The sequence below is a fragment of the Marinomonas arctica genome (assembly GCF_003259225.1).
Taxonomy (GTDB): domain Bacteria; phylum Pseudomonadota; class Gammaproteobacteria; order Pseudomonadales; family Marinomonadaceae; genus Marinomonas; species Marinomonas arctica.
This window is the reverse complement of sequence record NZ_QHJF01000016.1, coordinates 65,981-88,637: the sequence shown is the minus strand read 5'-3', so window position 1 is coordinate 88,637 and position 22,657 is coordinate 65,981. Positions and strand designations below refer to the sequence as shown.

Annotated in this window: 19 protein-coding genes; 3 read left to right on the top strand and 16 right to left on the bottom strand. The window is 45.3% G+C overall.

Going from position 1 to position 22,657, the window contains the following annotated elements:
• Positions 1–24: 24 nt before the first annotated feature.
• From ahpF to DK187_RS11175, 12 genes are all read right to left on the bottom strand, one after another.
• Positions 25–1,572: an alkyl hydroperoxide reductase subunit F gene (ahpF, locus tag DK187_RS11230; protein WP_111607437.1), complete on the bottom strand. Its 1,548-nt coding sequence runs from the start codon at positions 1,570–1,572 to the stop codon at positions 25–27.
• Positions 1,573–1,664: 92 nt separating this feature from the next.
• Positions 1,665–2,222, bottom strand: coding sequence for an alkyl hydroperoxide reductase subunit C (ahpC, locus tag DK187_RS11225; protein ID WP_011978188.1), 558 nt, complete (start codon positions 2,220–2,222; stop codon positions 1,665–1,667).
• Between the two features lie 117 nt (positions 2,223–2,339).
• Complete coding sequence (locus tag DK187_RS11220; protein ID WP_111607436.1) at positions 2,340–3,374, bottom strand: response regulator; 1,035 nt, start codon at positions 3,372–3,374, stop codon at positions 2,340–2,342.
• 14 nt (positions 3,375–3,388) lie between these two features.
• Positions 3,389–7,261, bottom strand: a complete 3,873-nt coding sequence (locus DK187_RS11215; RefSeq protein WP_111607435.1) for a hybrid sensor histidine kinase/response regulator — start codon at positions 7,259–7,261, stop codon at positions 3,389–3,391.
• Positions 7,258–8,478 carry an ABC transporter substrate-binding protein gene (locus DK187_RS11210; RefSeq protein WP_111607434.1) on the bottom strand — a complete coding sequence of 407 codons (1,221 nt, stop codon included), beginning with the start codon at positions 8,476–8,478 and terminating at the stop codon, positions 7,258–7,260. The genes DK187_RS11215 and DK187_RS11210 overlap by 4 nt, the downstream gene beginning before the upstream one ends.
• A gap of 223 nt (positions 8,479–8,701) precedes the next feature.
• Positions 8,702–9,625: a 5-oxoprolinase subunit C family protein gene (locus DK187_RS11205; protein ID WP_111607433.1), complete on the bottom strand. Its 924-nt coding sequence runs from the start codon at positions 9,623–9,625 to the stop codon at positions 8,702–8,704.
• Positions 9,615–10,319: a 5-oxoprolinase subunit PxpB gene (gene pxpB, locus DK187_RS11200; protein ID WP_111607432.1), complete on the bottom strand. Its 705-nt coding sequence runs from the start codon at positions 10,317–10,319 to the stop codon at positions 9,615–9,617. The genes DK187_RS11205 and pxpB overlap by 11 nt, the downstream gene beginning before the upstream one ends.
• Before the next feature lie 3 nt (positions 10,320–10,322).
• Positions 10,323–11,090 carry a 5-oxoprolinase subunit PxpA gene (locus DK187_RS11195; protein WP_111607431.1) on the bottom strand — a complete coding sequence of 256 codons (768 nt, stop codon included), beginning with the start codon at positions 11,088–11,090 and terminating at the stop codon, positions 10,323–10,325.
• A gap of 20 nt (positions 11,091–11,110) precedes the next feature.
• On the bottom strand, positions 11,111–12,418 hold the full coding sequence (locus tag DK187_RS11190) for a TRAP transporter large permease (protein ID WP_111607430.1): 1,308 nt from the start codon (positions 12,416–12,418) through the stop codon (positions 11,111–11,113).
• Complete coding sequence (locus tag DK187_RS11185; RefSeq protein WP_111607429.1) at positions 12,418–12,936, bottom strand: TRAP transporter small permease; 519 nt, start codon at positions 12,934–12,936, stop codon at positions 12,418–12,420. The genes DK187_RS11190 and DK187_RS11185 overlap by 1 nt, the downstream gene beginning before the upstream one ends.
• A gap of 97 nt (positions 12,937–13,033) precedes the next feature.
• Complete coding sequence (locus DK187_RS11180) at positions 13,034–14,011, bottom strand: TRAP transporter substrate-binding protein (RefSeq protein WP_111607428.1); 978 nt, start codon at positions 14,009–14,011, stop codon at positions 13,034–13,036.
• Positions 14,012–14,101: 90 nt separating this feature from the next.
• On the bottom strand, positions 14,102–14,902 hold the full coding sequence (locus DK187_RS11175) for a putative hydro-lyase (RefSeq protein ID WP_111607427.1): 801 nt from the start codon (positions 14,900–14,902) through the stop codon (positions 14,102–14,104).
• A 241-nt stretch (positions 14,903–15,143) separates the two neighbouring features.
• Between DK187_RS11175 and DK187_RS11170 the strand changes: the two genes are divergently transcribed.
• Positions 15,144–16,415 (top strand): amidase family protein, encoded by a 1,272-nt coding sequence (locus tag DK187_RS11170; RefSeq protein WP_111607426.1) that lies wholly within the window; start codon positions 15,144–15,146, stop codon positions 16,413–16,415.
• Here the strand turns inward: DK187_RS11170 and DK187_RS11165 are convergent, their stop codons facing one another.
• Complete coding sequence (locus tag DK187_RS11165) at positions 16,416–17,321, bottom strand: LysR family transcriptional regulator (RefSeq protein ID WP_111607425.1); 906 nt, start codon at positions 17,319–17,321, stop codon at positions 16,416–16,418.
• A 161-nt stretch (positions 17,322–17,482) separates the two neighbouring features.
• On the opposite strand from DK187_RS11165, the gene DK187_RS11160 reads away from it, so the two are divergent.
• Positions 17,483–18,064, top strand: a complete 582-nt coding sequence (locus tag DK187_RS11160) for a DUF502 domain-containing protein (protein ID WP_111607424.1) — start codon at positions 17,483–17,485, stop codon at positions 18,062–18,064.
• A gap of 58 nt (positions 18,065–18,122) precedes the next feature.
• On the opposite strand, the gene DK187_RS11155 is transcribed toward DK187_RS11160, so the two are convergent.
• A complete protein-coding gene (locus DK187_RS11155) occupies positions 18,123–18,941 on the bottom strand; it encodes a glycosyltransferase (RefSeq protein WP_111607423.1) in 819 nt (272 codons plus the stop codon).
• Positions 18,942–19,170: 229 nt separating this feature from the next.
• Between DK187_RS11155 and DK187_RS11150 the strand changes: the two genes are divergently transcribed.
• Positions 19,171–20,406, top strand: a complete 1,236-nt coding sequence (locus tag DK187_RS11150; protein ID WP_111607504.1) for a TIGR03862 family flavoprotein — start codon at positions 19,171–19,173, stop codon at positions 20,404–20,406.
• A gap of 134 nt (positions 20,407–20,540) precedes the next feature.
• Here the strand turns inward: DK187_RS11150 and DK187_RS11145 are convergent, their stop codons facing one another.
• Together DK187_RS11145 and DK187_RS11135 are read right to left on the bottom strand one after the other, a co-directional pair.
• A complete protein-coding gene (locus DK187_RS11145; protein WP_111607422.1) occupies positions 20,541–21,086 on the bottom strand; it encodes a porin family protein in 546 nt (181 codons plus the stop codon).
• Between the two features lie 407 nt (positions 21,087–21,493).
• Positions 21,494–22,540, bottom strand: a complete 1,047-nt coding sequence (locus DK187_RS11135) for an OmpA family protein (protein WP_111607420.1) — start codon at positions 22,538–22,540, stop codon at positions 21,494–21,496.
• Between the last annotated feature and the right edge of the window lie 117 nt (positions 22,541–22,657).

Below are 22,657 nucleotides of genomic sequence, written 5' to 3'. Positions count from 1 at the left end.
GTTTATAGGATTTTCGTTGTTTGCCTAGTTACGAATCAAGTAATCAAACGCGCCAAGAGCCGCTGTCGCGCCAGATCCCATGGAGATGATGATCTGTTTGTACGGCGTTGTGGTGACGTCACCTGCTGCGAAGACGCCAGGAATTGATGTCTCACCGTGGGCGTTGATGACGATTTCGCCTCTGTTTGTTAATTGCAATGTGTCTTTTAAGAACTCACTGTTTGGTACCAAGCCGATTTGTACGAAGATCCCTGCAACGTCAACAAGGTGTGACTCGTCAGTTAGGCGATCAGTGTACTTAAGGCCAATAACACGTTGTCCATCGCCCATCACTTCCGTGGTCATGGCATTTTTAATAATGGTGACGTTCGGCAAGGATTTGGCTTTTTTCACCAACACATCGTCGGCACGTAAAGTGTCACTAAATTCCAACACAGTAACGTGTTCTACGATACCGGCAAGGTCGATAGCCGCTTCAATACCTGAGTTGCCCCCACCAATAACCGCGGTTTTCTTGCCTTTGAACAATGGGCCATCGCAGTGCGGGCAGTAAGCGACACCTTTACCGCGGTATTCTTGTTCACCCGGTACGTTCATTTCTCTCCAGCGTGCACCTGTGGCAAGCACGACAGATTTACTTTTTAGTATCGCACCGTTTTCTAGTTCGACTTCAATGAATTCTTTTTTCTCTAGACGAACCGCTTTTTGCGTTTTCATCAGGTCAACATCGTAATCCAATACGTGCTGTTCAAGACCGGCGACTAATTTCGGGCCATCTGTGGCTTTCATGGAAATAAAGTTTTCAATCGCCATGGTGTCGGCGACTTGGCCACCAAAACGCTCTGCGACCACACCAGTGCGGATGCCTTTACGAGCGGCGTAAATAGCGGCCGCTGCGCCCGCTGGGCCACCACCTACCACAAGCATGTCATAGGGGGCTTTTTCGGCTAAGGCCGCAGCTTGTTTTTTCGCGGCGCCAGTGTCCACTTTGTTTACTATTTCTGCCAATGTCATGCGGCCTTGGCCAAATAATTCGCCATTTAGGTACACGGAAGGCACGGCCATGATATTGCGGTTATTCACTTCGTCTTGGAATAACGCACCGTCGATCATGGTCGCTGTAATCTTAGGGTTTAACACGGCCATTAGGTTGACCGCTTGCACAACGTCTGGACAGTTGTGGCAAGAGAGGGAAATGTACACCTCAAAATTCAATTCAGCGTCTAACGACTTAATTTGCTCTATCGTATCTTGTGCTGCTTTGGATGGATGACCACCCGCTTGTAATAGCGCTAGCACAAGAGAGGTAAATTCGTGGCCCATTGGGATGCCTGCAAAACGCACACGTGCTGCTTCGCCTTTTGGCGCGATGGCCATTTGCGGTGCACGACCTGATGCGTTTTCGTCAACCGTTAGGGTGATTTTGTCGCTTTTTAGCTCGGTGATTTCACGAGCCAATTCGAGTAATTCTTGTGATTTTGCGGAACTATTTGTGGACACAGTAATTTCAATCGGATTAACGATATTCTGCAGGTATGTGCCCAACTGCTGTTTTAAGTTTGCTTCTAACATGATGATGAAACCTGTGTTTGATTGAGTGATTTACTGTGCTGAGAGTAAAAGGGGTCTGATTTGACCCCTTTTGGGTTCTTTATTCAGTCAGCTTAGATTTTGCCAACTAGGTCTAGAGAAGGTGTCAATGTTGCTTCGCCTTCTTTCCATTTCGCTGGGCAAACTTCACCTGGGTGAGCGGCAACGTATTGCGCTGCTTTTACTTTGCGAAGTAGATCTTGAGCGTCACGGCCAATACCTTCAGCCGTGATTTCCATTGCTTGGATTGTACCTTGTGGGTCGATCAAGAATGTCGCACGGTCAGCAAGACCTTGGCCTTCGCGCATTACGCCGAAGTTGTTGGTGATGTTGCCTGTTTGATCGCCAACCATGTAGTACTGGATTTTACCGATTGTTTCAGAGCTTGCGTGCCATGCTTTGTGAGTGAAGTGAGTGTCTGTAGAAACAGAGAATACTTCGACACCGCGAGATTGAAGCTCAGCGTAGTTGTCTGCCACGTCACCTAGTTCCGTTGGGCAAACGAAAGTGAAGTCAGCTGGGTAGAAGAAGAATACAGCCCATTTGCCTAGCACGTCTTTTTCAGAAATTTCTACGAATTCGCCGTTTTTGAAAGCTGTTGCATTGAATGGTTTGATTTGAGTGTTGATCATTGTGTTTCTCCTAATGTGTTTGAGTGCGTTACCAACGAGACTCATAGTAAGGAAAAACAACAAATAGATAAAATTGTTAATAACTAAAGTTGTGATTGCGAAAAACTATCGATATGTTTAGTCAGGATAGGCGGTACGGATTTTTTCTATGTCAGGCAAAATGTACGGCAGCAGCGCGATGAGTTTTGGGTCAAAGTGTTTTCCTGTGTTTTCATTCATGTACTGCATTGCGTCTTTGAGTGACCATGCTTCCTTATAAGGGCGTTTTGATAACAAGGCATCCAATACGTCGGCGATGGCAACAATGCGGCCTTCTAACGGAATGCTGTCTCCTTTTAGACCATATGGATAGCCAGTTCCATCCCATTTTTCATGATGGGTTAAGGCAATGACTTCGGCCATTTTTAACATTGGGTCGTCATCACAATCACCTAAAATTTCGGCGCCAAAAAGAGTGTGCTGTTTCATGATCTCCCACTCATCTGGATCGAGCTTTCCGGGTTTCAATAGAATAGAATCGGCAATGCCTATTTTACCTACATCGTGCATGGGAGCGGCATTAAAAAGCATTTCCACCCATTCGTTGTTACCACCATAAACTTCAGCAAGCAGTCGCGAGTAGTGGCTCATGCGAATCACATGGGCGCCCGTTTCATTGTCTTTGTATTCTACAGCGCGGCCTAGATGGTGAATGATGCGCAAGCGATTACGTTCTAATGACTGCGTGCGTTCTTTGACTTTCTCTTGTAGCTGTCTATTTTGGTTATATAGGGCAATGTGAGTACGAACTCGAGCTTTGACGCGAGGAGGGCTAATGGGTTTGGTGATGTAATCAACGGCACCCAATGCAAAACCTTGCTCTTCATCGCAAGGGTTGGCCTTAGCGGTCACGAATAAGACGGGAATATCAGACGTAATGGGGTTGGCTTTTAACTGGCGACAGACTTCGTAACCATCCATTTCTGGCATCATCACGTCCAATAAGATCATTTCTGGCTTGGGAACGCTTTGGGCGATCTGAAGGGCTTTTTTGCCATTGGTCGCCACTTTAAGATCATAGTCGCTGCGTAGCGTCGCCGCTAATACATCAATGTTATCGGGTGTATCATCTACAATGAGAATTATAGGTCTTTGCTGGCTTTGTTCAGGCATAAAGTCTCTATCAGTCATGAGTTTTGATCGTTCATCAAGATGTTGAGTTTATTCATTGCCGTGTCAAAGTCATAACGCGTAAGGGCTTGACGTATGGCGTGAATAATATGGCTTTTGTCTGTTCCCTCTAGTATTGCTTCTAGTTCAACAGCAACAATGTCTGCGTCTAGTTTATCGTTTGATAAAAATTCGTATAGTTTCGTTAGGAGTGTTTGATAATACTCAGCGGACACGGGTTGTTGTGTTACTTTTGCGAGTGTTAATGTCTCTTTTTGTTTCTCTTTTTGCGCCTTTATCGGCGGTAGAACACGTAATAGCTCAGCCTCTAAGTTGGCAAGGGCGCTCGAATAATCGGCCTCAGGGTGTTGGCAAACAGTCTCTAACTCTGCGGATTTTTTCATTATATCCAGCATACCGATATTGCCTGCGTTGCCTTTTAGTGTATGTAGCAAACGTAGGCCATCCTCTCGCGTCTCTGCTTGATGCATTAAGCGTTTAAATTGAGCTATAAAGTCTTGCTGAGAGTCATAAAAACGGAATAGAAGACGCCATAAAAACGCGACATCGTATTGTGTAACCGCGAGCCCTATTGCCACATCAACACCAATCAATTGCTCTAAGTCCTGCTGATCTTCTGCACTTAATGTCTTTTTGTAAGAGGCAGGTTGTAGATGAATAATCGTATCCACAGGTTGGCTAGGTTTGATCCATTTCTTTAATGTATCAAATAGATAGTGAACCTGAATAGGTTTTGAAATGTGGTCGTTCATACCGCTTTCGATAACTTTTTCCTTATCTCCCGCCAAAGCGTTGGCTGTCATGGATATAATGGGTAAATCAGTATATTTCGGATTTTTTCGGATGATTCGAGTGGCGGTATAACCATCCATTACGGGCATTTGACAATCCATTAAAACGCCATCGTAAGTGTGTTGCTCAAGTTTATCCAAGGCTTCTTGGCCATTATTGGCGGTTTCTACGATGAGCCCATGACCCATTAGTAGTTCTTGCGCCAGCTCTTGGTTAAGGAGGTTGTCTTCTACCAATAAAATGCGTGCTCCTACTAGTGTTCGAGTATCGATCTGAGAGATCAAGGTGTGCTTAATCGGCATCATATGATCTAGATTTAGCGCTTGAATCATTGCGTCAAATAAAGAAGATGGTGTCACTGGTTTGGTTAGAAAACCAGCAATATCGACACCTTGGCTGGCCCTTCTGGCTTCTTCGATGCTGTACGCTGTCACCATGAGCACGGTCGGGAAACCCTCTTCCTCTTGGCATTGCGCATGTAGTGCTCGACAAGTTTCGACGCCGTCCATGTCAGGCATTTGCCAATCAACCAGTACAAGTGAGAATGGGTCGAGTGTTTTATTGGCTTTGATCATGTTAAGCGCGTCTTCACCGCTGTTCACTGAGGTGACTCTGATCCCAAAGTTATCGATGATATTGTGTAAAATCTCTCGTGCTGAGTCGTTATCATCCACAATCAGTACACGGTGTTTTATGGATAAGCTAGGTTGATTGTGAGAAATGGATTGGCTGGACTCAAAAGGCAAAGTAAGGTGAAAAATACTGCCTTGATGTATTTTGCTTTCCACCCAAAGACTGCCGCCCATTAAGTCGGTGATTTTCTTAGAAATGGCCAACCCAAGCCCCGTTCCACCAAACTTACGTGTCGTCGATGAATCGGCCTGTGAGAAAGATTGAAATAGGCGCGATTGCTGTTCTTCTGTAATGCCAATGCCCGTATCTTTGACACTGAAATGTAACAGCAAGCCATCCGCATTTTGTTTGAGCAAATGGGCGGCAATGATGACCTCCCCTTGCTGGGTGAATTTGATGGCATTGTTGCCTAAATTAAGCAAGATTTGCCGTAGACGCATCGGATCACCGGTTAAATTGGCAGGTAAGTTAGGCGCAAGGTCGAATAATAACTCAAGGGACTTTTCTTCGGCTTTTAACGATAAAATATTGGCCACCTCGTTAAAGACATCATCTATTTTAAAGTCAATTTTTTCGATGTTTAACATGCCTGCTTCGATTTTTGAAAAGTCGAGTATGTCATTAATAATGCCGAGTAATGAGTTGGCGGAGTGACTGACTTTTTCGATGTAGCCCCGTTGTTTGTCATTTAGGTCTGTTAATAGAGCTAAATGGGACATACCAATAATGGCGTTCATTGGCGTTCGGATTTCATGGCTCATGTTGGCAAGAAAATCGCTTTTCGCTCGATTTGCTTGCTCTGCTTCATCTTTGGCGATTTCCAGTTCATGTGTACGGCTTTTGACTTCTATCTCAAGTTGTTCTTGGTGAGCGATTAAGGCGTTTTCAACCAGTTTACGTTGGCGTATGTTATGCCAAGTGCATAAGGTGGCTGGGTGGTTTGAAATGGCGATACTCGCCATGGTGATTTCAGCAATTAATGGTTGTTGATTGGCATCATTAAATAGCCATTCAAAGCGATGATAGCCTTGTTTTTCAACCTGCTCTATAAGGGCCTCTAACTTGTGAGAAGAGCGATATCCATTGGCTTGGAGCAATGGGCTGAGTTCGTCCATGGTTTTGTTTTGTATGGCTTGTTCATGGTCGAATCCTAGCTGTTCAAAGGCGGCTTTATTGCATTCGACAATACGGTGTCCTGACATTATCCACACAGGGTCGGGAGACAATTCAAACATGGAGCGGAAACGGTTTTCGCTGTCGACGAGATCAGACAGTTGTTTTTTGACGCGGCGAGACACTAACCAAGACAAGGCCAAGAGTAATAAAATGCCTATAAATGCCGTGGTAGTCATTTTCTGCGCAAAATCGTTGAGGCGGTTTTCAACGGTGTTATTTAAATTTTCCGATTGTTTTTGTACTTTTTCGCCAATCGAATCGAGCATCTTAGGGAGGTCTTGAAAGGCGGTGTAAAAGCGCTGCTCTAAGCGAATTCGGTCCGCTTCAAGCTGTAACTCGTTAATGCGCATTTGGTAGAGACTGAATCCAGAAGGCACAATAATGCCGCGCTGTTGATTGATGTAAAAATCTTCGCCAAACAGGCTATGAGCCAACTGTTTAGTGAGCAGAGTAAGTTCTTGGGAAGAATTGTTGGCGTTTTTATTGAGTTGTTCTGGTAGGGCGTTAAGGCGTTCTAACAGAGGTTTTATGCCATTGTCTTTAATGTCGATGAGATTGTCTTGGTTGGCTTCGGTGAGCATAAAATTGATGAGCACTCTTAAATCCGACAGGCTCAGGAGAATTTGCTGCATCTGGTAATTAATTCGCTGATGATTCAATTCAATGTATTTTAGCGCCAGCGTATTTTTGCTGCTGTTGTCTGGACTGTTATTAAAACGATGTAAGATAACCGCTTCATCAAGACGCATCCGTCCTTCTAGGCTATTAAGGAGTTCTCGAATATTTTCCAGTGCCGTTAAGGTATTTTTTTTATAAGAAACAGAATCGATATAATTTTGTTGGAACGTATTACGTTGTTGATTCCATATTTGCGTGTCTATGGTTAATTGCAATATTTGGGTGAAATTTTTGTTTAGCGCCATGGACAAGCTTTTTAGCTGGGGATCTCTGTTATCCGATTGATTGAGTGATTTGATGGCATTATCAATGCGCTTAACTTGCGTTGCAGGTGGGTAGATAGCTTCGGAGTTTTCTTTTAGCGCTTGGCGAAGACGGTACTGATGAGCCGGTAAGAGCTCTCGTAATTCCGCTGAGGCGAAGAGTAATTCATCTTGGGAGGTGCGTGTTTTGTAGTAGGTGTCTTTTAAGTCTGTTAACGCCGTTGATAACATGATGGTGAAGGCTATGGTCATCGTTAAAGCGACGCAGGTTAGAAGCCATACTAGGGATCTTATGCTTGAATGTGGCCATGTGATCCATGTCTTCATTGTGCTTTTCCTGTGGTTTCTGTACTCATCATGTTACTTAAGTAGAGTTTTGGTACGGTTGTAAAGGGAATAGGGATCAATTTACCGTCTTTTAAATGCGTTAGCCATATCGAGTGGCTAGCCTGATGTTCTTCTAGGGACAAAGTTAAAGGCACACCAAGACCAATATCAAATTGGCCCAATGACTCAAGCGCGTCGATAATGGTTTCGCGGTTCATTTGTACCGTTTTAGGCAGTGCTTTTGTGAATATTCTGGCAGCAATATAGCCTTCAAGACTTAAAGGGTTTAACTTGCTCTGAGGCGAAAATCGAGTCATATCTTGATGAAAATCGACAATGATGGGTAAGCTTTTTTCTTCAAAATGCGGCACAACCTGCGAAATAATGATGTTGGCAGGCACATCTTGTAGTTCTTCTAGGAATAAACGACTGCCCATAAAGGAAATGCCGATAAACAAAGGGTTCAGACCGTATTGGCGAGTTAAGCGAATGAATTTTGCACTGGGTGCCGCGCTCCCCACAATAAAAATCACTTTGGGCGTGGGGTGGCGTATTAATAAGTCTGCAACCGCATGCTCTACCGCGAGAGTATTACGAGAATACTCCATTTGAAATAGGCCTGTTTGGCGTTGAATACCATGTTTTTGCATTAATTTATTGAGATAGGTTTTTCCTGCACTGCCAAACATATCTTGTTGATTGAAAAGAGCAATATCGCTTTCTTTTAAGGAATGTTCTTGCATCAAAGCATCGAAAGCAGCGGTTATTTCTTCCTCATAACTGGCCCGATAGTTGATGATGTAGCGGTCGGGGGTTTTGGGGCGAATCAGGGCTGATCCTGTAACTGGCGCAAAAAGCAGCGTTTTTGTTTCTGTCGAGATAGGGGCACTGACGGCCACAGTGGGCGTGCCAATATTTCCGAACAGAGCGATAACTTTTTCTTCTGTAATAAGACGCCTAGTGTTAGGCGCTGTTTGCCTTGGGTCATAAGCATCGTCTAGGGTTGTTAGCTGAATAGTGTGCCCAGTTCTGTCATGAAAGCGTACAAATCCTGCTTGCGCACCTGCAAGAAAATCTTCTCCCATTGACGCATTGTCCCCTGAAAAAGCACTGCTCATTCCCAGCGTTATCGTTTGAGCTGAATGACCGTGGATCGAGCTATATAGAGTCATCATGCCAACCAAAAAAGGGGCAATGATTTGGCGAAAGCGAATCATAATGTTGCTTCACTCCTTAGTGTAGCACTAACTCTATGAGTGCTTATTTATATTCTTCGTGACTTACTTCAGTGTAGGAGATTTTTCGAAAATAGCATGGTGGGCTGTGTGTGGAAATTGTCTGGATTTGTTATCTTGTGAATAGGAAAGGGTTTATATCTTATTGGCGAAATCTCCTCTTTTGTAATGAAAGAGGAGATTTTTAGGCCTTATTATGGAAAGGTTAACGCCATTGAGCGAGTCGGGCCATTTGCAAATGACGTTCCCGTTCGGCTTGGTCTACGGTAATGGGCGTAAATTGAATAATATCGCCCGGTTTTTGTTGTGCCAAGATACTGCCGCCAACGCGGGTAACACAACCTATTTTCGGATAACCTCCGATGGTTTGTCTGTCTTGTAGTAAGACAATTGGCTGACCATCTTTTGGAATCTGAATGGCACCATAGGCAATGCCTTCAGAGATAATGCCTTTAAGGTCACTGTGTACCGCTTTACCTTCTAGTCGATAACCCATACGGTCCGAGTTTGACGACACTCTGTAGTCGCTGGAGAAAAAGTTCGCTCGCTCCAAAGAAGAAAATGATTGGCATTGATAGCCCAAAATGACGGGGATTTCTTTGTTGCCATAATGAGGGATCGCTAAGCGTGGAACCGATCGTTGCTGATGATCAGAGCAAGCTTTATACACTAATACGTCGCCTTTTTGCAGTTTGTCGCCTTTGCCGGTGAGCCCGCCAATTTTTTCACGCACCACCGTCGCGACACTGCCAAGTGTCGGTTCGCAATGAAAACCACCTTTTACTGCAAGATAAGCTCGCAAGCCCCAAACTGGTTGGTGGAAGGCCAAGACGTCGCCTTGCTTAATGGCGTAGGTTTGCCAAGGCGTAATGCTTTTATCGTTTAGCGTGGCGGCAAGATCCGCCCCTGTGATGGCAATACTGGTATCGTCTTGCGCTTCTAACGCGAACATGCCAAAGGTAATTTCGATCTGCGCACTATTGCTGTCGTTATCCAGTAATGCATTGCCCCAACGGAAGGCGACTTCGTCCATCGGGCCGCCTGTGGTAAGGCCAATGGATTGATGACCATGCCGTCCTAAGTCTTGAATCAGTGCTAATAAGCCGGGTTTGATTACTTTAAAAGCCATCGAGCTGACCTCCCAACACTAAGAATTCATCGCGAGAAATAGGGTCGAATCGCACCGAATCCCCCATGGCGATAAGAGCAAGGTTTTTGCTGCCCCAGTCGATAAGGTTCACCGGCGTACGACCAATTATTTGCCAGCCACCGGGCGTCACACTGGGATAAACCGCTGTTTGATTCTCTGCGAGCGCCACACTGCCTACCGGCACTTTTAAGCGTGGTGTGGTTTTTCTTGGTACATGAAGTTCATCTGGCGTATTGCCCAAAAAGGCGAATCCAGGTGTAAAACCAATCGCGTAGGCTCGATAAGTCGTTTCGTGGTGGCGTCTAATGACCTCATCGATACTCAGCTGACAATGGCGAGCAACGTCCTCAATATCAGGCCCGACTTCTTTGTCGTAATACACAGGAATGACCACCTCGCGCTGATCTTTGATTGAAAAATCGTTGGGATCAATGGCTTCAATGGTTTGGCGGATGGTTTTAAAAATGGCGAAACGATCAAAATGATCGTCGTCAAACACCACCAACAGTGTGGTGTAAGACGGGACCAAATCGACGATACCAGCCAAGCTTTTCAAACGTTGCGTAACCTGAGCAATGTCGTTCGATGTTGCTTCGCTGATTACCTGACTAAAGGTCAACAAGCAGGCCTGATTACTGACCATTTCAATGTTCGGAAAATCGTCATTTTTCATGATTTAGTTCGCGCTTGTGTTACTTGGCTGATTAAGCATTAGATGATCAACCAGAGTGCGAATACGGGTCACGGCATCTACAGCATGAGCCCCATCGCCATGCACGCAGATGGTATCAGCGTGAATGGCCAACCGTTTACCTGACGCGGTCGTCAGGGTGCCTGTTTCACATAATTGCTCGACTTGTTTTTCGATCAAATCAAAACTGGCGTGAACCGCATTGGGCTCTTTGCGTGGCGTGAGTCGGCCTTCGTCAGTGTATAAACGATCAGAGAAGGCTTCGAACCAAACACGTAGGCCATATTTCTTCGCCATCGCTTTGATCTCTGGCGCTTCTGGCACCGCCATCACCATTAATGGCAAAGTGGCGTCGAGTTCGCTTACCGCTTGCATGACGGTGTCTAATACGGTGAAGTCCGCCATCATGGTGTTGTACAAGGCGCCATGGGGTTTGACGTAATCTACTTGAGTATTTTGGCTTTCGCAGAGGCCTTTTAACGCACCAATTTGATACTGAATAATGGCTTTTAGCTCCGCTGGCGCGATGTCCATATTGCGACGACCAAAGCCAACCAAATCTGGGTAAGCGGGATGTGCGCCAATAGTGACATTGTGTTGTTTTGCCAAGGCAACGGTTTTCGCCATAGTGAGCGGATCAGAAGCGTGAAAGCCGCAGGCGATGTTTGCCTGATCAATAAAGGGCATAATTTTGTCGTCTAAGCCCATTTTCCACGCGCCGAACGCCTCGCCCATATCGCAATTTAGTTTCATAATTGACTCCTTTCTCTTGTCTAGTTTTGAGACATGGTCGTTGGTAAGTAAGTGACTATTCCAGGAAAGAGACTGATCAACAGAATAGCCAGACCGATGAGCAAAAAGAAAGGAAGTGCCGCTTTTGCCACATACAAGATGTTTTTCCCTGTCAGTGCCTGAATCACAAAGAGATTAAAGCCCACCGGCGGGGTGATTTGTGACATTTCCACCACTAACACAATGAAAATACCGAACCATAACAGGTCAATATTGGCGGCTTGTACCATAGGCAATATCACTGCCACAGTGAGCACCACAACAGAAATGCCGTCTAAGAAACAACCTAAAATCACAAACAATACGGTGAGGTATAAGATCAATTCCATCGGCGATAACGACATGCCGGAAATCCACGATGCTAACGCTTTAGGTATGCCTAAAAAGCCCATCGCGAGTGTTAAAAAATGTGCGCCAACTAGGATGAAGCCAATCATACAAGAGCTTTTTACGGCGCCTAATAAACTGTCCATAAAGCTATGACGGCTCAGGGATCCGGTACAAGCGGCAAGCACCAAAGCCCCTGTGACGCCAATGGCCGCTGCTTCCGTTGGGGTGGTAATGCCACCATAAATAGAACCCAGAACAAAACCGATTAAGCCCACCACTGGCAAGAGCTTACGCAAGCCTTTAATGCGTGCCGACCAGCTGGTTTCATGACCTGTTGTTTTGGGCAATTCATCTTTGTGTAAATAGCCCCAAATCATGGTAAAGCCCATAAACAGAGACACTAATAACAAGCCTGGCAAGGCACCAGCGATAAACAAACGCGCAATAGACACTTCTGCGGCGACACCATATACAATTAAAATAATCGACGGTGGAATCAGCAACCCTAGGGTTCCGGAGCCAGCTAGGGTTCCGATGGCCATACGGTCGCTGTAGCCCTGTTTGCGCAGTTCTGGCAAGGTCATGCGACCAATGGTCGCGGCGGTTGCAGCCGAGGAGCCCGACACGGCGGCAAAAATGCCACAACTCAGAATATTCACATGCAGTAATTTGCCCGGTACGCCGCCTAGCCAAGGTGATAAACCTTTAAACAAATCTTCAGACAAGCGCGTGCGAAATAAGACTTCTCCCATCCAAATGAAAAGTGGTAAAGCGGTCAGTGACCAAGCGGTGCTAGCGCCCCAGCTAGAGGTGGCAAACAGCAAATCCACTTGATAATTTTCAGACAGAATTAAGCCTAACCCCCCAATAGCAATAAGGGTAAACGATACCCAAACACCCAGTGACAGAAGGGCGAGCATAGCGAACGCCAATAAAATAGAGATCCACATCATGTCCATTAGATTTCCTCCAAAGACAGAGCGTCTTCTTGTTCGCTGTAAGTGGGTTTTTTACCGCGGATAAGCATGACTAAGGCATCCAAGATGGCCAGTGTTAACGCAATGACGCCAACGGCAACAGGGATTTGAGGAATCCAAAGGGGAATCGGAATATAGCCATAAGAGACTTCATTATAAATATAAGACTCATACACCATGTAGCCACATGCGTAAGACAAATAGCACAGCAACGCAAAAGATAAGGCCAAAATAATGCCTTCTTGTATCTTGCGAGGTGTGGAAGAAAATCGCTGTATGAGTAAGGTAACGCGAATGTGACCGCCCTCACGAAAGGTGTAAGCCAAGCCCAAAAACGTGGACGCGGCTAAGGCATAACCGGCAAAGTCTTCCGCAGAGGGCACAATAAAACCGAATAAACGACCGACGATTTGTGCTAATAAAAGTAAGGTAATAATAACGATACACAAACCGGACAACAGGCCAGAGCATTGATAAAGTTTGTCTTTGAATTGGCTCATAGTGTTCACTTTTTTGAGGAGCAATGAGAGAACCCCCACTGTTCCCTCCCCTTATGTCTTTGAAGGGGAGGGCTAGGGTGGGGTTCGTTATAGAGACTTAGTTTTGGTAACGGGTCAGGATGTCACCAATCTCTTTTGGTGCTTCGGCTTTCCATTCTTCTGTCATGGTCTGACCAATGGCTTTTAGCTCTTCAACTAACTGAGGCGATGGGTCCGATACGGTCATACCATTCTCTACCAAGGTTGCCTTATCTTTTTCTGCACGCGCGGCCACTTTTGTCCAGCCTGCTGCTTCCGCGTTTTTCGCCGCATCCAGTACTACTTGTTGAGTGGCTTTATCCAAACGACGGAAAGCGCGTTTGTTGACGACGATGATGTTTTTAGGAATCCATGCTTTGATGTCGGTGTAGTTGTTCACATAATCCCATGCTTGACTGTCCACGCCTGTCGATGGCGACGTGATCATCGCTTGGATAATCCCTGTGCTCATTGCTTGAGGGATATCAGGCACTTGAATGGTCGTTGGCGTTGTGCCCATTAAATCGGCTAGACGTGAGGTCGATGGGCTGTAGGCGCGCATTTTTTGGCCTTTCAGATCCGCTAAACTCGTTACTGGGTCTTTGCTGTAAAGGCTTTGCGCTGGCCAAGCAACGGTGTAAAGCAGCATCATGCCGTCTTTATCCAATTGTTGCGAAACAGCTGGTTTTGCGGCTTCCCATAGTTTCTTGGCGTCTTCAAACGAAGTCGCTAAAAATGGGATATTGTCGTGTTTATAAATAGGGCTTTCATTGCCTAAAATGCCTAAGAAGACCTCGCCAATTTGCACTTGTCCAGATTTAATAGAACGAGGGATCTCTGTGTGTTTAACCAAAGCACCACCAGAATGAACGGTAATATCCAGCTCACCCTTGGTGTTGTCTTTGATTTCTTTGGCAAAGTCGTAGGCAATTTGAGTCGGCAAATTGCCATCACCGTATGGGGTTGGCATGTGCCATTTTTCGGCAAAGCTAGCCGTCGACGTAAGGCCGCCAATCGCGACGCCTCCTATTAGTAGTGCATTGCTAAGTTTTGACATGGTTTTGTTCCTCTTCTAAGTATTATGCGTTTTTTATTGTCAATGAAGCCGTGTTATCTGCGCTTATTGCTTCACTCCGTCCATGGAGAGCTAAAACACTGCGAGATCTGTGTCTAAAATATCCGTTACCAGCATTTTTCCGGGGGCATGAGTAATGCAAATCGGTGGTTTGGCATTACGAATCGCCACTTGAGGGGTCACACCGCACGCCCAAAAGACCGGTACTTCACCGTCTTTTACGCTGACGGCATCACCGTAATCTGGTTTGCCTAAATCTTTGATGCCAATGTCTTGTGGTGAGCCAAAGTGTAGTGGAGAGCCGTGAGCCTTGGGAAAACGAGTGGTAATTTGAATGGCACGAATGGCGTCTTTTGGCACATAAGGGCGCATGGTCACCACGGTATTACCAAAAAAGCGTCCGGCTGGCTCGGTGGCAATATTAGTTTCAAACATGGACACGTTGACGTCTTCTTCGATGTTCCGTGGCGTGAGTCCGGCTTGCGATAACGCATACTCAAAAGAAAAAGAACAGCCTAGTACGAAAGCCACCATGTCATCTTGCCATAAATCTTCAATATCAGAGCGGCTTTCGACTTTCACGCCATTGCGATACACATAGTATTCAGGGATATCGTGGCGCATATCAATGTCGTTACCGAGTTCTGGCATTCTAAAATCACCCACTTCAGACACGCCAATCAAAGGACAGGATACTGGGTTTTTTTGACAATAGAGCAAAAAGTCATTCGCCCAATCGGCTGGCAAAATCACCACATTACCTTGCATTGCGCCCTGTGCTAAACCACTAGTAACGCCAGTATGCGCCTTACTACGAATGGCTTGGCGCAATTCAGATGTTTGTTGCAGTAAGGGTGACAGAGATTGGTTCATTTACGTTTTCCTTATTTTTGCCACAATGTGTTTTATTAAGAGTAGATCCAGCACCTATGAAAAGTCTAATCGTGTTTTTTTGGGTATTTTGATCAATTTTATTTATCAAGTCTGCGGTGATGATTATTCTCTCTTTGACGGAACGGATCAAGCGAGGTAATTTCCTAGACCAAATCAGGCTGTTATTGCATGCGATTATCGGTCAACACTCATCCCTAAACGTCTAGTAGCGAGCGAATATATGACGCAACCAACACTACCGAATTTTGCTTGGCAGGATAGAGAGCTTGTCATCAAGTGGAAGGGGGCTTTAGATATTATTGATACAAAAGGCCAAGCGGTTTTTACTGAGCTGTTTGATTATGTTGAGCCTCAGCAAGGCCCATTAAACGGGGCGATTGTCTCGATCAAAGACTTGTTTCAAGTGCGAGGCTATAAGACGCAAGCGGGATCGGTTTTTTTGGACGCAACACCTGCAGAGCATGACGCTGCTGCGGTGGCGTTGTTAAGAAAAGCCGGTGCGAGTTTGTTGGGTCACACCAATATGACAGAGCTGGCATATTCGGGATTAGGCCTAAACCCTCATTATGGCACGCCGGAAAATCCAATTCGTGTGGGTCGAATCACGGGCGGATCCACCAGTGGCGGTGCAGCGTCGGTTGCTTTGGGGGTGGCGGATGCCGCGTTAGGAACCGATACTGGGGGGTCGCTGCGCATTCCGGCGGCGTTTTGTGGTTTGACAGGATTTAAACCTTCCCAACAAACGGTCTCTAGAGAAGGTTGTTTGCCATTATCATATTCACTTGATTCAGTCGGTCCAATAGCGAAAACAGTAGATGAGTGTGAGTTGCTCTGGCAGGTATTGTCTGGCGCTGCGCCGTCAGCAGACATAAAAAACAGTACGAACGCGGATGGACTGCGCATTGTCGTGCCAAGCAACTTTGGTATGAATGACTTAGATACGCAGGTAGAACAAGGCTTTGCCGAGCAGATCGCTCAGCTTGAGGCGGCAGGAGTGGTGATTGAAAGACGCTTTATTGAAGCGCTAGAAACCTACAAAACCTTACCTGTTTGGCAGTTTTCGGCTTTTGAAAGTCAGGCGTTTTATAGTCAGAACTATGATTTGGAAACCGCTGACATTGATCCGCGCGTGGCGTCTCGTATCGCTCGCGCGAAAACCATTCATGCAGAGGATTTTCAGCAGACAAAAGCGGCTAGGCAGGCTTTTATTGAGCGAATGGCCAAAGAGGAGCCGCATAGCGTTTTCTTGCTACCGACGGTGGCTGTTGTTGCGCCAAAATTGTCCGATTTAGTCCAAGATTCAGAATACGATCGCTTAAACTTGCTGTGTTTACGCAATACGTCGTTGGCCAATGTGTTAAACGGTTGCAGTGTTTCCTTGCCGTTTTGCTTTGAGCAAGAGCCCATGGGATTGATGTTAACGGCTGGCAACGGTAAGGATCAGGTGCTATTGGATTTAGCGAAACAATTAGCGTCTATTATAAAAGGCTAATCATGGCGCTTGTCTCTTGTTGTATTCTTCGGCGGCGATGACGGCAATGTTGGTGGCCACTTCGGCAATAGGGTTAAAAGGCTCGTCTGAATAAGACGCGGTGAAGGTGAGATCGTTGGGGGTCCAAACGGCCCTGATTTTTCGCAGGCTTCCCGCTTCTAATTCTTTTGCAATCATGATGTTAGGCAATGTGGAAATACCCACTGCGTCAATCGCTAAGCTACGACAGGCGGCCAATGATGTTGATGCAAAAAAGTGCGCTGGTGGCCCATCGAGTTCGCGGAATTTTTGACTGATTTCGACATAAGGTTTGGTGGCGCGAGCATAAGTAATGATGGGCCATTTGGCTAATTCTTCTAAGTATAAAAGTCGATCAGGTAGGTCTAAATTTGGGCTCGCCACCCAAGACAGGGAAAACGTACAAAGCTCTCGGTTAACGATGTTTGGCTCGGAAATTGGCCCCATTAATAACCCCAAATCCAGTGACCTATCCTTGATGCCATTGCTTAAATTGGCGGTGATGTCGACCGTCATTTCGACGTCGAGGTTGGGCATGTCTTTATTCAGTCGAGATAGAAAGTCGGGTAGCCAAGTGTTCACTATGGTTTCTGAAACCCCTAAGCGTAATATGCCCGAATAGGCAGTAGAAAGACCGGCGCGTTTTCGTAATTGCTCGGTTTGGTAAAGAATTTTTTCCACATAAGGCAGTAATTCCTTGCCTTTTGAGGTCAACGTAATGGGGCTAGAACCGCCTTCTCTGTCGAAAAGCTTAACGCCTAACTCGGCTTCTAATCCAGAAATTCGAGCGGAAATAGCGGGCTGTGTAGTATGTAAGCGTTCTGCCGCTTTGCGAAAATTTCCTAGTGAGGCAACCCAAACAAAAGTTTCAAGGCGTTTGTAGTTCACGTTGTGGTTACCTCTAGAGTCATGAAAAAATAGTAAGATAACTCAAAAGGGTATAAGGCTAATCAGATTTCAGCAATCTTTTCCTGAAGTCTTATTAGAGTCATAGGAGTGGCATAAAGCTTGCGGTATGCTATACGCATCTTTATAGGATCATTTTAATCATGAACAAATTGATTGCATTATTGCTGAAAGGGTTGGTAGCGGTTTTACCGATTGGTTTGACTGTGTATTTGATTTATTGGTTGTTAGCGACGGGTGAGGCCATTGCTCAGCCTGTATTGTTGTTGCTGATTCCGGAGGCACTGTATTTTCCCGGATTAGGTTTACTGGCCAGTTTGGCTCTGCTGGTTCTCACTGGCTTTTTAGTGAATCTATATGGCTTTCGTTATTTGGTGAAATTAAGTCATAACATTTTTGAACGCATACCGTTAGTAAAGTCCATTTATGGCGCCATCAAAGACATGATGATGGTGTTCAATCTCGCGGAAAAAAAAGAAATGAAGAGTGTCGTATCCATCGAATGGAATGGTGCGCAAGTGATTGGTTTTATCACCGGAGAGCAAACCGGAAAGCGGCTATTTAAAGAGCAAGATCTGGTAGGGGTCTATGTGCCATTGAGTTATCAGATCGGCGGTATGACGCTGTACATTTCTCGCGATCGTTTGACGGAATTAGATATCGGTGTTGAAGAAGCCATGCGCCTTGCTTTGACCGCTGGTGTGCAGGCGACGAAAAAGGCTTAAAAAATAAAAACGCTGGCGATCATGAGACGTCAGCGTTTTCTCTACTTTCATCATATGATTAGTGGGTATCTAAGCCTTGTCTTGCTTTAAACATGCCCTTTGACTTTCGCTCCAACATATCAGTTTCATACTGGCTACCGGAGTAGTCTCTGGAAGAGCGGGTATGATAAAGGTGGAACTGATTGGCTGAAAACTTACAAGCTCTGACTTGCAAACCTAAAGCCCTAAGTCGCCATTCTATGTCCGTATCATCGGGAATGGATGTTTCTCCGTAGCTTTCATCGAAACCATTAATAGTGATCAAGTCGCTTTTGAAGCAAGAGAAATTACAGCCAACAATAGAGGTACTTTTAGGGTAGATCCATTTTTGGAATAGATTGCTATGAGGCTTAAGATAAATGCCAGCTTCGATATGGCCTTCTTCGCAATCTCTCCAAAGACTAGGTAGTTTTTGGATATACTTACGCTCTAATTCTAAGGCACTCATTTTCCCAGTACGGATTTTTTTACTGTATTTAGGCCCTAAATTGACTCTACGCCCAGCAAGAGCTTGACCTTTTTTTGCTAGCAAAGCATGACTTTCGATAAAGGTACTGTAGGGTAAACAATCGCCATCGATGAAAATAATATATTCCCCCGTTGACGCTAAAATCGCATTATTTTGTGATCGCGACTTGCGAATACCAATGTCTTCTTGAGTCGTATGTATTACCTCAAGATCTTTAATCGTGCTGACAAAGGCACGCACCTCATCACTATTATTGTCTTCGGCGACAATAAGTTCAAAGTTCTTATAGGTTTGTGTTCTGAGAGACTCTACAATCAACGACAAGGCTTCTATGTCTTTGTAGACTGCAACGATTAAACTGACCTTCACTTAACATCCTTCATGTCAAAGCTAGTGATTCGCATACCAACTTTATTAAGTTTCGTAGGGTTAAATAGTAGCATCTATAAAAAGCGAGTCACATCGAAATTTTGTCTGCTAGAGTGCTATTTTAATTGGTAAAGTGGTTTCATTTGCGTTGAAAGCATTGGTGATTACGCCTAAGTTCTTTATCATGCACTTCTTTTTTAAGTGTCTCTTTGAATTGATGTTGGTAAGTATGCAAAAGGCGTTACAAACGCAGAAAACAGTCGTTGTTGTCGGTGCGGGTCCTGCGGGTTTGATGGCCGCCGAAGGCATTTGTGCCGCAGGCCATCAGGTTCATGTATACGATGCCAAGCCCAGTGCATGTCGTAAATTCCTCTTAGCCGGTGTGGGGGGCATGAATATCACCCACTCGGAAGCCTACCCCGATTTTATTCAACGCTATTACGATAAAGCCGAGTGGTTGGATACGGCCATTCGTCAGTTCAATGCGGATGCCTTGTGCGAATGGATTCATGGTTTAGGCATAGAAACATTCGTGGGTACCTCTGGGCGAGTGTTCCCCAAAGACATGAAAGCGGCACCACTGTTGCGTAACTGGTTAAAACGATTACGAGACGCCGGTGTGCAGTTTCATATGCGTCATAAAATGGTTGGCTTGTCGGCTAATGAAGTGGTGTTTGATCATGCAGGCGATAGTGTTGTTGTTCAGGCCGATGCCATTGTCCTTGCAATGGGGGGAGGCAGTTGGCCAAAGTTGGGCTCAGACGGGGCTTGGCTTCCACTGTTGTCTGAAAAAGGCGTAGTGGTTGCTCCCCTACAGAGTGCCAACTGTGGCTTTTACAGTGAGTGGAGTGAGCATTTACAAACGAAATTTGCAGGCAGTCCATTAAAAGATGTGGCGTTTTCTTTTACATTTGAAGACGGACAAGTGGTGACGAAAAAGGGAGAATGCATTGTCACTCAGGACGGTATGGAAGGCAGTCTTATTTATGCGTTTTCTAAATATCTGCGTGATGGCATTAACAGCTCGGGCCAATCGTCTTTATTGATGGATCTTTTGCCTTTGCAAAGCGAAGAGCAAGTAATCAAGAAATTGCGTCACATCAAGCCAAAAGAATCTTTTAGCAAGTACTTAAAACGTACACTGAACATAACAGGTGTAAAAACGGCGTTGTTACATGAATCTTTTCCTAAAGACGCCTTCCAGACGCCAGAGACGCTCGCGCGATGCTTAAAAGCCATGCCAGTTCACTTTTATAAAACGAAACCCATTGAAGAGGTGATTTCCAGTGCGGGTGGGGTGTGTGAAAGCAGTCTGAATGACATGCTCATGTTAAAAGCCATGCCCGGTGTGTTCTGTGCGGGTGAAATGCTGGACTGGGAAGCGCCAACGGGCGGTTATTTGTTAACCGCGTGCTTTGCTACGGGGCATTGGGCCGCTCAGGGTGTGAATAAATTCTTAGCGTAGCGAGCTGAATTAGTGTCTTAAGTATTGTGCGCATAATAATGCCCAATGTTGCCATTGGGCATTATTTTAATTTGAACCTTCTAACCTAAGAACATCGACTCATGTTCGATGATGGGATTGTTAATCGCCTAAGCCTAATTCGAGGCTTGTTGATTTGGCATACCAAAGTTGTACTGTACACCGACAGAAGTAATGTTATCCAAATGGTTATCTTCGATGTCTTTTACTAGACGGAAATCGGCACGAAGGTCCACATCACTGTTGATCGCATATTTAACACCACCGCCTGCGTTCACCAGTAGGTTAGTTGAATCGCCATCGACATCCATAACACCCACACCAGCTGCAACATAAGGCGTTAGGTTGACCATGGTGAAGGCTGGTAGGCTGTATAGGCCATCCACTCGGTATTGGTCTAGATCATTCTCGCGTCCTCGCTTGCTGGCATCGGAGTGAAGATACACCGCCTCTAAGGCTAGTGCGCTGTTGGTTTGATAGCCAACGCCGATAGAGTAAGACGTGTCATTGCCTGCTTGACGATCACTGTCAGCGTTGTAGTAGCCGATGCTTGGAGTGACTGTGATGCCTTGTTCAGGTTGTGCTGCGTATGCCATTGTTGTAAGGGATGAAGCAATCAGAACACCGCTAAAAAGAGTACGTTTTTTAAAAGATGTAGACATGTTAATTTCTCCTAATGAACATAACGTTTTGTTGTTCGCTATCCAGATTACGCTGATTTTTTCGATTGAAAACCCCTCGAAAAATGCGCAAAAAATGGGACATGAACCTCGGCTGCTCAATCATGACGTAAGCTTTACCAAAGTGTGTATATTCAAGCAATTAGCTGATCAAAACCTACCCTAAAGGGTGTAGGAAATGCGCTGTTTATTACAGTAAGTTTTCACTTTAAAAATGCCAAAAATTATTGTGATCAAAGTAAGTACGCTGTTTTCATAAAAGCTGCGGTTCAAATTTGCTATTTTATAAGAACGCTTTAAAGTCAGAGCGACAAGCCAAAAAAAACGCCCGATATAAAATATCGAGCGTTGCCTTAGCAGCAGGCTATTTGGGAGGGTGAATCAAACGCTTAGGCTTCGCTGGTTGAAATAATAGCGACAACACGACGATTGATCTGACGGTTCTCTTCGCTATCGTTCTCTACGAAAGGTCTTTCCTCACCGTAACCGACCGAATTCACTCGTGACGCTGAAACCTGAAAGGTTTGCGTGAGCACATCGGCAATCGCTTTGGCGCGTTTTTCTGAAATCATCTGGTTGTAGCTTGCTGTCCCAGTGTCATCAGTGTGGCCTTCTATCATGACAGTGCTGCCTGGATTTTCTTTCAAAAAGTCAGCAATTTTCGCGATTTCAGGATAATACTTCTGTTCTACGTTGGTTTTGTTAATACCAAATTGAATATTAATTTTACCTGGTGGTTCAGCCACAACGTCAACCTGTTTAGGGGCTTCTTCTACCACAGGAGCTGCCGCAATAGGCTCTTCTTTCACTTGTTCCACAGGCTCCTTGGGAGCGGTTTGTGGTTCTACTTGTGTGTAAGTCTGTTCAACAGGAGTGTAACCCTGGTCGTCAGAGGATGAATTGGATGACGAGCCACCGAACGTCATTTGTACACCAAGTGAGGTGACATTATCTAAATGATGATCTTCAACGTCGTTGACTAGACGGAAGTCCGCACGTAATGACACTGCGTCATTAATCGCGTATTTCAAACCACCACCCGCGTTGACCTGTGTGTTGTTATCCTCGCCATTGCTGAAGTCGGCTGTACCAACACCGGCAGCTAAGTAAGGTGTCAGGTTAAGTGAACTTACATTCGGTAAATGATACAAACCATCTAGTCGATATTGGTCCACATCTACGTCACCACCGCCAGATTGTTTAGAGTCGGCATTTAGGTAAACAAACTCGACCGCCCATGGGTTATTAAATTGGTAACCTAGGCCTAATGAATAAGACGTATCGTCTTCAGTGTTACGATCATTATCCATATTGTAATGACCAATACTTGGTGTAATGGTAAAACCTTCCTGTTGCTGTGCAAGTGCCAATGTGGACAGTGAAGACGCTGCAATAATACTGCTGAGAAGCGTGCGTTTTGCGATGTTAAAAGACATATTTTATCTCCTGATAAATAATGATGTTTTTCTTTGTTGCTTGTTCTTTTAATCAGCATAGCGCGTTTGTCACTCGTTTTTCTACAGCGTGAAAAATGGGGGAATGGCCGATTGTAA